We start from the raw sequence: 10,544 nt of genomic DNA on the forward strand, positions 1-10,544 counted from the left end.
AAAATCTGCCTCCTCGGGGCAGATTTTTTTATTGCATCTTCCGTTACGTCACCCCTTATACTCCAATTAAAGGAGGTACACAGATGATGTATTCCACTCAGGAAATCGCCAAACTTACCGGCGTCACAAAACGAACGCTTTATCATTATGAGACGTTCGGTCTCCTTGTGCCAAAGCGCAACGATGCCGGTCACCGATATTATAGCAGTGAGGATCTTTTACGTTTACAACAAATCCTTCTCTATCGCTCTCTTGATTTTCCGCTGTCAGAAATCCAAAGATTACTTACACAATCTGACTCCAGTCATCACACGATATTGAAAAAACAAATTGTACTACTTCAAGAAAAAGCTTCGCATTATCAGATGCTCGCTCAACTCGCTGAACAAACATTACTCACTTTAATAGGAGGACTCCCCATGAAAGATGAACAATTATTCCGCGGTTTACGTCACGAAGAGATCGTCATGCACGAAAAACAACATGCAGATGAAGTCCAACAACACTACGGTGACACCGACGCATATCGAATCAGTACAAAAAGACAAAAACAACGTACCCCAAATGAGAAAGAAAGACTTAGCGCCATGCACAAACAACTCGATCAACGCTTGACGATCCTTTACCGCAACGGACGTGCGGCATCTGACCCGGACGTTCAACAGGTCGTCAAGGAACAACATGACTTCATCGATACGTACTATTACCCATGTGAGTTATCTATTTTTGAGTCACTCGGTCAGATGTACGTGTCCGACGAACGGTTTCGCGCTTATTACGATACGTATGCACCTGGACTATCTTCTTTTTATTCAGAAGCTATTTCGCACTATGCAGAAGCAACATCAAACTAAGGCTGCTTCTGCCTGATAGACGATTTTACCAGCTTGGACAGTCTCCACTAAACGGTTATTCAAGATGGCTTCACCACGCAAGCGATAGAAGTCTTCTTCAAAGATGACGAAATCGGCATCGTATCCTGGTAGGAGTAATCCTTTGCGTCCATGTGTCTCGGTCGCTAGATGTGGATTTTTCGTAAAGAGTAACAAGGCTTCGTACATCGATAACGTCTCATTCGCCTTATTGACACGTCCCGCTGTTCCTTCCGTCGCTGCATACAGGGAACGCCGGACATCGGGGTCAGAGATCGGCGCATCTGCTCCACCGCATAATAATGCGCCGGTCTCAGCTAACGAACGTAAACGATAACTCCAGTCTAAGCGGTTCAATCCGAGTCGATCGACGATAAAGTCTGCGTCATCCAGTAAAAAGACCGGTTGAACGTCAATCAAGACCGGTAACTTCCGAATTCGTGCAAGCGTTTCTGGTCGAACGACCGTCGCATGAATGATCCGATCCCGCTTGCCTTTTGGTGCTGGATATTTCTCGAGCACCTGTACGAATCGTTCAATCGCTAAATCACCGATGACATGTGCCGCAACTGTAAACCCGTAACTACGTGCACGCTTGACGAGTTGTTCGAGTTGTTCTGGTGTATGCACTTCGATACCACGTGTCGTCGGATCATCAGAATAACCACGACCGAGAAGAGCTGTCCGTCCTCCGAGTGCGCCGTCGACGAATAGTTTCATCGCACCAATTGACATCGTTGATGGCAAAATTGGTTGCTGTTGCACGAACTCATCGATGACAAGATGATGAACGAGTAGATGTGTATGGAAGCCTGTCTCTTCTGTCACTTCTTTATATGCTTGGAGGATTTCCGCGACATCTCCGTGATACGATAAATCTTCTGTGTGTGCCGCAATGATGCCGTATTGATACAAACTCTTGATTGCTGATCGGAGTGACGATTTGTTTCGCTCTAAGTTTCCAGCTTGTAACGCATACAAAGGTTCAAGCGCCGCATCGTACAAAAATCCGTCAGCTTCGCCGTTATCCGATAAGCCGATCTTTCCACCATCGATGACAGTCGATGCTTTATAGCCGAGCTGTTGGAATAAAACATCGTTGACAAGTGCGGTATGCCGGTCTGTCCGTTTTAATAAGGCGGGAGCGTCCGGGAACAACTGATTCAGCCATGCTTTTGTCGGCGCACGGTCAAGTTTCGTTTCGTCATATCCTTCCGCTACGTGAATCCCATTGATTGGTTCTGCCTTGAGGAAAGCTTGTCCTAATGCTTCAAGCGTCGTATAACGCGAGGCATCGACACGGTTGATCGCTTCCCCGTAGCCAATCAGATGAATATGTGCGTCTGTGAAGGCTGGATAAACAGCTTTTCCGTTCAAGTCTTGAATCTGATCAATACGTCTACCGAAACGTCGACGTAGTTTTCCTTCCTCCCCCATTGCGATGATCCGCGTCTTCTCGACGAACATCGCTGAATGGACGTCCTCTTCATGTGCCATCGTTCGAATCAATCCGTTTACGTATAGTGTTCCCATTCTACTCACTCCTCTTTTTACAAAAATAGGGTGACCATGACGGTCACCCTGAATTGTCGATCCTGATTTAAACGTGCAACGTTTCCTCTGGTGCACACGATCGTTTAATGCGTTCGATCGCGTCCGGATCGTATTCATTTAGGACACGTTCCGCTAAGACGATCGTACGTTCATAGTCTCCCGCTAAGAACTTCGTTTCCGCGATCGTCAGCGACATATGTATCTCATTGTCGTGGCGACGGTATCGGTTCGCATACTGGACGAGCCGTTCGGCGTACGTGACTTCGAACACTAATGTATCTAACCGTTCTTGCACATGTTTAAACGTTTCTTGGACGTCTTGGCTTTGTGCAACGATCGATCGGACATTAAACGGTAACTCTTCGAGCCGTGTCTCAAGCGTCTGTAGCGAACGATTCGCATTACGTAGTGCTTCTTCAACTTCCGTTGGTAAGTTCGGTAATCCAAGTCGTTTCAGACGAAGACGTGTTTGCGAGAGCTGATGACGCCATTCGACGATCCGTTCGCGCACTTCTGTCTCTTCTTTTCGAAGCGCTTGAAGTTCGACCGTAAAGCGTTCGTACTGAATCATCAACTGTTCCTCTAAGCGAATCGCATCGCGCATTTGATCTTCGAGCATACTGAACGGAATGATTTTCCCAGCAATCGACTCATCGAGATCTTTTGCCGCTTCAAATAGTAGCTCTTCGTCACGCTGGATCGTTTCGTAGTGAATTCCAAGATCTGCTGAGATTTCATACTTTTCACGTAAGATACTGAACTCTTGCGCCAATTGATGAATCCGTTCGCGCATCCGTAATGCTTTTTGTTTCAAGGATTGATTTTCTTTTTTCACTTGATGACGTGCATCAACTTCACGACGGAACGTATCGTACATTTGATCAACGTCGGCTGATAACTGTTGAATCGCTTCTTCTAAACCATCGACTTCAAGCATCTCGATTTTTTCAGAAAGGCTCAGACGTTGTTCCTCGAACCGTTTGATCTCAGATTGAATACCGAGTGGTTCAAGCGGATACCCATCTAACGACATTTCCTTATAACCCGCTCCGAGCTGATCAATCCGTTGACGCAATTCATGTGCGAGAATCTTCCATTGTTTCGGCACGAGTTCAACAAGCTGACGCGTCGTCGCTACTTCTTGCTCAAGCAACAAGCTTGTTTCGTAAGCCTTCGTCACTTCACCCGAAGCTTCGTATTGGCACATTTCATTCCAATGCGCATCAATTTGTTCACTTCGTTCTTCTAGACGCCCGAGTGCCGGACCGAATGAATTCGCTTGGATCAATAACGATTTCCGAACTTGCCCAGAATCAGCTTCCCCTTGCGCTTTCAACTCTGCTAGAACCGATTGATTCGTTTTGAACGTCGACATCTCGACGAGCATCTCATCGATCAATCCTTCGAGTTCCGCAATCAATTGTTCCGTTACTTCAAGGTCATTCTTGACGGCGATGAACCGGTATTTATCGAGCGCTTCTTCCGCTCGGTAAAGGGTTTCATCGATTTGGGCGACGTGGACCGTTAACAACTCTTCCCACGCTTGATGCCAGGAGCTGAACTTCGTCTCCGTCTCACCCGCCATCGGTAGTTGCTTTAAGTCCTGCAACTCCTTTGGAATCGATGCACTGACGATGCCTTGTTTGCGCATATCAAGTTCATCGATTTTCGTGTAGTATTTTTTTCGACTGATCATGCTGAATAGCATGACGAGTAATACGATGACGATGACTCCGATCACCCATGCCCACATTTGTCACGACCTCCACTCTGTCGTACGACTTTAGATTTTCTCTAAATCGCAATAATCTTATCCTTATAATAGTATAGCGCAACCGTTTTGCATAGATTTACAGAGGCTTTTCCTGATTTCTTCCGCTGTTTTGAATCCTTTGTCCAAAAATCAATTGTTTGTCAGCTACACGAAAACTCGTTAAACTAAAAAAAATACGCTTTTCACGGGAGGAATTTTATTATGTTCGAAACAAAGACATATGAAGGTGACCGGACGAAACAATATGACATGCTGTCAAAACAACTCGATGCGTTATTAATGGGAGAAGACAATCAAGTCGCGAACTTATCGAATGCGAGCGCGTTACTCAACCAATTCCTCGACCGTATCAACTGGGTCGGCTTCTATTTGACGGATACCGAGCAAAACCAACTCGTCCTCGGACCATTCCAAGGACTTCCAGCATGCGTCCGTATTCCATTCGGTCGTGGTGTTTGCGGAACGTCCGCAGCAGAACAAACGACACAACGGATCGAAGACGTTCATCAATTCCCAGGTCATATCGCATGTGACGCGGCATCGAATTCTGAAATCGTCATTCCACTCGTCAAAGACGGACAAACGATCGGCGTCCTCGATATCGACAGCCCAGAATTCAACCGTTTCGATGAAGTCGACCAAGCTGGTTTAGAAGCATTCTGTACGACACTACTTCGTCATCTGTAATTCTGATTGACAGTCGATTGTCCACACCGTATACTTGTAAAAGTGCAGAAATGATAACGATAGCGGTCAAATCGCTTACGTATCACATTTCATGACTCGGTGAATAACCGGAGGGGCATCGTGTAACTTTGCTATCAAGCGAGGGTGCCACATCATGAAATGGGCGTAACGTGGGTTTGATGGCGTTATTATTTTTATGCAAATAATAACGAACACTAAGGAGGAGTCTTATTATGGCTCGCTATACAGGTCCAGCTTGGAAACTTTCACGTCGTCTCGGTATCTCACTTACTGAAACAGGAAAAGAAATCGCAAAACGTCCGTACGCTCCAGGACAACACGGTAACAGCCGTCGTAAAATGTCTGAGTACGGTCTTCAACTTCAAGCGAAGCAAACGCTTCGTCACATGTACGGAGTAAACGAACGCCAATTCAACCGTATGTTCAACGATGCTGGCAAAATGCCTGGTATTCACGGTGAGAACTTCATGTTCTTACTTGAAACACGTCTTGATAACGTCGTTTACCGTATGGGTATGGCTCGTACACGTCGTGCTGCTCGTCAGCTCGTCAACCACGGTCACATCCAAGTTGATGGCGCTCGCGTCGACATCCCGTCGTTCCGCGTGAAACCAGGTCAAACGATCTCAGTTCGCGAAAAATCGAAGAACTTTGTCGTTATCAAAGAAGCACTCGAAGTTGCTCCAGCAACTAAAGACTTCGTTACTTTCGATGCTGAGAAGCTCGAAGGAACGTTCGTCCGTCTTCCTGAGCGTTCTGAATTGAACGATCAAATCCAAGAACAACTCGTCGTCGAGTACTACTCACGTTAATCGATTGTTCCAGCACTCACTTCGGTGGGTGCTTTTTTTGTACATATCATGAAAATGTATACCTGGTCTTAAAAAAAGAGTGACGCCAATTATTTATTTGTGTTAACCTATAAACATACATAGTTAACACAAATAGAAAAGAGGACTTTATTCATGAAAACAAGAGATTTAACGTTCATCGCCCTTGGTGCTGCCATCATCGCAGCCGTTAGCTCTTTGCCGCAGATCCAACTGGTCGGCGCCGTTCCGATCACACTTCAGATGCTCGCAATCATGACGGTCAGTGCCATTCTCGGTGGAAAACGCGGTGGACTTGCTGTCTTGATTTTCTTATTGCTCGCAGCTGCTGGTCTCCCTGTTCTCGGCGGAAAAGGTGGACTTGCTCCATTCGTCGGACCAACTGTTGGGTATTTGATCGCCTTTCCGATTGCCGGATTCTTCATCGGTCTCATCGCTGAAAAAACACGTCGTTTCGTCCCCCTCTTCATCGGGATGATCGTCTTCGGACTTGGTTTAGTCTACTTGCTCGGAACATTCGGTCTGATGGCTGTACTCGATCTGTCGTTCAAAGATGCTTTTGCGATCAACTATCCTTTCGTCTTATGGGATACGATCAAAGCCGTCATTGCCACGACGATCGCCGTTCGTTTGTTGCCACTTCGCTTATTCCGGACAGCTTAAAAAACGCTCTCTGCATCTATGTGCAGGGAGCGTTTCGTTTATCATCAAGCATGCTCGACGACGAAGTATTTTTTCTTTCCGCGACGTACGATCGTAAAGCGACCGATTGCATCTGATTCAGTGATTTCTTTCGTTAAGTCTTGCTCGCGTTCTCCGTTGAGGTAGATCGCACCGTTCGTGACGTCTTCACGTGCCTGACGTTTTGACGGACTAATCTTCGCCTCAACGAGCACGTCGACGAGGTTGTTTGATTCGCCGAGTGTAAAGCGTGGCATGCCTTTGAAGGCATCTTCGATATCTTCGACTTGCAACGATTTAATATCTCCGCTAAAGAGTGCCGTCGTAATACGTTGTGCTTGTGTCAGACCTTCTTCACCGTGGACGAGAACCGTCATTTCTTCTGCAAGACGACGTTGTGCGACGCGCTTCTCTGGTGCTGCCTTGACTTCTTCTGCAAGTGCATCGAGTTCTTCGTGCGTCAAGAACGTGAAGTATTTCAAGAACTTGATGACGTCGAGATCGTCTACATTGAACCAGAACTGGTAGAACTCGTACGGTGACGTTTTATCAGCATCTAACCAGACCGCACCGCCAGCTGTCTTACCGAATTTCTGACCATCCGCTTTCGTAACGAGCGGTACTGTCAATCCAAATGCTTTTTCTTCATGACCAGCACGACGAATCAGCTCCATTCCTGCTGTGATGTTCCCCCACTGATCACTACCTCCTACTTGAAGACGGCATCCTTTGTCTTCGTAAAGTTTCAAGAAGTCAAACGATTGAAGTAACATGTATGAGAACTCAGTGAATGAGATACCGTTTTGAAGACGTGAATCAACAGAGTCCTTCGCAAGCATGTAGCTGACCGGGAAGTGTTTTCCGATATCACGTAAGAAATCGATGATTGTCAAATCTTTCGTCCAGTCTAAGTTATTGGCGATCGTGACCGGATTTTCACCTTCAAGTGGTAAGAAACGTGACAGTTGATCTTTAATCCGATTCGCGAACTCTTCGACGATATCCGATGTGTTCAATGACCGTTCCGTTGCACGACCACTCGGATCCCCAATCATCCCAGTTGCCCCTCCAACGAGACCTACGACATGGTGACCCGCTTGTTGGAATCTTTTTAAGACTAAAATCGGCAACAAGTGTCCGATGTGAAGTGAATCTGCTGTTGGATCGAAGCCTGTGTAAAGCGTCGTCGGATTCTCGAGTAATGTTTTCAGCCCTTCTTCATCTGTCATTTGGTTAATTAACCCGCGAAATTCTAAATCCTCTAATAACGTCATTGTTTCTCCTCCTAAAGTTCACTATTAACAAAAAAACCGTCCCTTCGTCTAAAACGAAGGGACGGAATATTCCGTGGTACCACCCTAATTGTCCTTTTGTGTAAAAGGACCACTTGGTTCGTCGATAACGGGACGGACCGCTTGATTTCTCAAGAAACTCCTGGAAGCGTAATTCATAAGTTCACTGTGTCCTAGTTCGCAGCACCACTAGGTCTCTGTCACAGGGAGTGACTTACTACTATATTCCGATCATGGTTTAACGCAATATACGAAAATAAGATGGTTTCATCTTACGTCGAAGGCGAATCCGCTGTCAAGTCCGATTTCATTAGTAGATTTATGGTATAATACGTCTATCTGTGATTTAATATTAATTTACACCTAAGTTTAAGATGCAAAGGAGATCATTTATGCGCGAGAACTGGTTCAAGTTTTGGAATCATCCCCGGACGAAAGCCGTTCGGCACTGGTCAAATATCACATATGATGTTTCATGGAACATCATTTTGTTCCTCATCATAGCTGTCTTACTCGTCGGTAGTTTTTCTGTTGGTGCAGCGGGCGGCTATTTCGCTTCGCTCGTCAAGGACACAAAAGCACCACCATTGACTGAGATGAAACAACAAGTCAATAGCTATGCCGTCACAAGCCAAATTTATTGGGGAAGTGGTGAAAAGCTGACGAACATCTCAACAGATGAAGAACGTCAGCCTGTCGATATCAAGAAGATTTCTCCTTACTTGATCGATGCGCTTTTATCAACGGAAGATGTAGACTTCTATCAACACGATGGTGTCGTTCCAAAAGCGACATTACGAGCAGTTCTACAAGAACTAACGAATTCTGCGTCGCGCACAGGCGGAAGTACGCTAACACAACAATTAATCAAAAACCAAATCTTGACGAACGAAGTCTCATTCGAACGGAAAGCGAAAGAAATTCTTTTAGCATTGCGCCTTGAAAACGCGATGTCAAAAGATGAAATTTTACAAGCGTATTTGAATGTCGTCTCATTCGGTCGCAATTCACTCGGTCGTAATATTGCGGGGATCGAGGCTGCATCACAAGGAGTTTTCAACAAATCCGCGAAAAAACTGACGTTACCACAAGCAGCTTTTCTCGCTGGGATTCCTAAAAACCCTTATTACTACACCCCTTACCTTCAAGGTGGCGTTGTCAAAAAGGACTTGACGCCAAGCGTCAACCGGATGAAAACAGTATTGAAGCGGATGTATGTCGCGAAAAACATCACGAAGGAACAGTACGAAAAAGCAATCAAGCATGATATTACGAAAGATTTCGCGAAACAATCAAAACGTTCTCGTGATACGTATCCGTATGTCTACGATTTAGCCGAACGTGAAGCGACGAAAATCATGACGAAGTATCTGATGAAACAAGATGGCGTGAAAGAAGATGAAGTGAAACCGTCTGAACTGGCAGAAGTGCGTGCCAACTATCAAGATCAAGCACTTGTTGCACTGCGCCAAGGCGGCTACAAAGTTCACTTGACACTTGATAAAAAAATTCATGAAGCGATGCAACAACCTGCGAAGAACAGTGCGAACTTCCCAGGAAGCATGCAATACAAACAAGTCGTCGATCCAAAAACGAAAAAAAGCGTTTCGAAACAGGATCCAGAAGAAACAGCAGCAGTCATGGTTCAAAATGAAACGGGACGTATCCTCGGATTCGTCGGCGGACGGTATATGGATGGAAAAGCTGACGATTTCAACCGGGCATTCCAAGCCAAACGTCAAATCGGGTCAACGGCAAAACCAATCCTCGTTTACTCGAACGGGATTGAAAATCGCTTGATCACACCAGGGTCTACCGTTAATGATGAAGAGTACTACTACCAGACTGTACCACGTCAACCTGGCGACCGTCCGATCAAGAACGAAGGTGGACGTTACCGTGGTAATGTAACGGTTCGTACGGCATTAGAACTATCATTGAACGTACCGGCCGTTAAGATTTACGAGAAGATGAACATGTCGAATTCGATTCAAAAACTCGTCGATATGGGAGTTGAAGTACCTGATGCGATCCGTTATGCCCCTTCTGCGGCACTCGGAACGATGGAAATCACACCTGTCGAACTCGCAGGTGCTTACGCGACACTTGCCAACTATGGTGAATTCGTCCAACCGTACATCATCTCGAAAATCACGAAAGACGGAAAAGATATCTATAAAGCAAAACCGAAGAAAAAACGGATCTATGAACCACGAACAGCTTACCTGACACTTGATATGATGCGTGGTGTCTTCACGAAAGGTACAGCGACGTTCGCTAAAGCTAGATTGAACGTACCGGGAGATTGGGCCGGTAAGACGGGTACGACCAACGATGTCAAAGACTCTTATCTTGTTGGTTCTACTCCTGGTGTAACCCTTGCCGTCTGGACAGGACACGACCAGAACAACTCACTCATCGGTCCGTCAACGTACTACCAACGTACGCAGACGCTCTGGTCACAGATGGCGAATGCATCGTATGGTGCGAACAGCAGTTACTTCAAATCTGGCGCCCGCTTCACGCAACCATCTTCTGTAACAGCAAATGACTTCCAAAACAGTGGTCGCTTCAAAGAAGAAGATAAGAAGAAAAAAGCCGAAGAAGCAAAGAAAAAAGCCGAAGAAGCAAAGAAAAAAGCCGAAGCGAAGAAACAGAAAGAAGTAGAAGAAAAGAAAAAAGAGGCAGACGCACAGAAGAAAGAAGATCAACAAAAACAACAAGATCAAGCTAAAGAAAAAGCAGATGCTGAGGCAAAGAAAAAAGCAGCAGATGACGCAAAACGTGCTGCCGATGCAAAAGCTGAAGCTGATGCAAAAGCAAAAGCCGACGC

8 protein-coding genes and 1 other annotated feature are annotated in these 10,544 nt (G+C 45.8%); of the genes, 5 read left to right on the forward strand and 3 right to left on the reverse strand.

The features are described from left to right. Positions 1 to 83: 83 nt before the first annotated feature. Positions 84 to 854, forward strand: a complete 771-nt coding sequence (locus B2U10_RS02305) for a MerR family transcriptional regulator (RefSeq protein ID WP_290785357.1) — start codon at positions 84 to 86, stop codon at positions 852 to 854. Here B2U10_RS02305 and B2U10_RS02310 read toward each other — a convergent pair. Beyond that, positions 846 to 2,405 carry an amidohydrolase gene (locus B2U10_RS02310; protein WP_290772140.1) on the reverse strand — a complete coding sequence of 520 codons (1,560 nt, stop codon included), beginning with the start codon at positions 2,403 to 2,405 and terminating at the stop codon, positions 846 to 848. The genes B2U10_RS02305 and B2U10_RS02310 overlap by 9 nt on opposite strands. 67 nt (positions 2,406 to 2,472) lie before the next feature. Next, positions 2,473 to 4,179, reverse strand: coding sequence for a septation ring formation regulator EzrA (ezrA, locus tag B2U10_RS02315; RefSeq protein WP_290785360.1), 1,707 nt, complete (start codon positions 4,177 to 4,179; stop codon positions 2,473 to 2,475). Positions 4,180 to 4,401: 222 nt separating this feature from the next. Here ezrA and B2U10_RS02320 point away from each other — a divergent pair, with 222 nt between their 5' ends. The 3 genes from B2U10_RS02320 (at position 4,402) to B2U10_RS02330 (ending at position 6,401) form a co-directional block, all read left to right on the forward strand. Next, complete coding sequence (locus B2U10_RS02320) at positions 4,402 to 4,887, forward strand: GAF domain-containing protein (RefSeq protein WP_023469058.1); 486 nt, start codon at positions 4,402 to 4,404, stop codon at positions 4,885 to 4,887. A 233-nt stretch (positions 4,888 to 5,120) separates the two neighbouring features. After that, entirely contained in the window at positions 5,121 to 5,720 is a 600-nt protein-coding gene (gene rpsD, locus B2U10_RS02325) for a 30S ribosomal protein S4 (protein WP_035406229.1), read from the forward strand. Between the two features lie 153 nt (positions 5,721 to 5,873). Then, entirely contained in the window at positions 5,874 to 6,401 is a 528-nt protein-coding gene (locus B2U10_RS02330) for a biotin transporter BioY (RefSeq protein ID WP_290752056.1), read from the forward strand. Positions 6,402 to 6,445: 44 nt separating this feature from the next. On the opposite strand, the gene tyrS is transcribed toward B2U10_RS02330, so the two are convergent. Beyond that, positions 6,446 to 7,693: a tyrosine--tRNA ligase gene (gene tyrS, locus B2U10_RS02335; protein ID WP_035406219.1), complete on the reverse strand. Its 1,248-nt coding sequence runs from the start codon at positions 7,691 to 7,693 to the stop codon at positions 6,446 to 6,448. 54 nt (positions 7,694 to 7,747) lie between these two features. Next, positions 7,748 to 7,955: a binding site (T-box leader), on the reverse strand. Between the two features lie 148 nt (positions 7,956 to 8,103). On the opposite strand from tyrS, the gene B2U10_RS02340 reads away from it, so the two are divergent. Continuing rightward, a partial coding sequence (locus B2U10_RS02340) for a transglycosylase domain-containing protein (protein WP_290785363.1) occupies positions 8,104 to 10,544 on the forward strand: 2,441 nt, incomplete at its 3' end.

The sequence above is a fragment of the Exiguobacterium sp. UBA7533 genome (assembly GCF_002479335.1).
Lineage (GTDB): Bacteria > Bacillota > Bacilli > Exiguobacteriales > Exiguobacteriaceae > Exiguobacterium_A.

Coding starts and splice junctions, on each gene's coding strand:
- B2U10_RS02305 (WP_290785357.1), top strand. CDS start 84: ATGATGTATTCCACTCAGGAAATCGCCAAACTTACCGGCGTCACAAAA.
- B2U10_RS02310 (WP_290772140.1), bottom strand. CDS start 2,405: ATGGGAACACTATACGTAAACGGATTGATTCGAACGATGGCACATGAA.
- ezrA (WP_290785360.1), bottom strand. CDS start 4,179: ATGTGGGCATGGGTGATCGGAGTCATCGTCATCGTATTACTCGTCATG.
- B2U10_RS02320 (WP_023469058.1), top strand. CDS start 4,402: ATGTTCGAAACAAAGACATATGAAGGTGACCGGACGAAACAATATGAC.
- rpsD (WP_035406229.1), top strand. CDS start 5,121: ATGGCTCGCTATACAGGTCCAGCTTGGAAACTTTCACGTCGTCTCGGT.
- B2U10_RS02330 (WP_290752056.1), top strand. CDS start 5,874: ATGAAAACAAGAGATTTAACGTTCATCGCCCTTGGTGCTGCCATCATC.
- tyrS (WP_035406219.1), bottom strand. CDS start 7,693: ATGACGTTATTAGAGGATTTAGAATTTCGCGGGTTAATTAACCAAATG.